Source organism: Telluria sp. AZSoR62, assembly GCF_058111565.1.
In genome coordinates, this window is sequence record NZ_JBYTST010000226.1 from 1 (window position 1) to 303 (window position 303).

Consider the following 303-nt stretch of genomic DNA (forward strand, 5'->3'; position numbering starts at 1 on the left):
CGGGGCAGCAGGTCCCGCGCGCAGATGGCCCTGAAAGCACTGGCCTCCAATCCCCAGAAACACAGCATCAGGGGATAGGCCGTGGTCAATTATCAGACCTTCACGGTGAATTTTCTGGACTCTGTTTCGAGGATCAGGTTCCCGCTTTCCAGATACATGGCTTTGCGCTGCTGCGGAAGGGTGACCCGGTATCCGGACATGGTGCGCAGGTCGAAGAACGCCACTTCATTTTTTCACCGACGAGGCCATGAACGGGCCGATCACATCTCCTGTCGGCATGTCTGCCTGGCTTCACGACGAAGT

The 303-nt window shown here is 57.4% G+C and carries 1 protein-coding gene; it reads right to left on the bottom strand.

The window, feature by feature from the left end:
• Positions 1 to 92 precede the first annotated feature (92 nt).
• Positions 93 to 224 (bottom strand): hypothetical protein, encoded by a 132-nt coding sequence (locus AC3XQU_RS23605; protein ID WP_489876571.1) that lies wholly within the window; start codon positions 222 to 224, stop codon positions 93 to 95.
• Between the last annotated feature and the right edge of the window lie 79 nt (positions 225 to 303).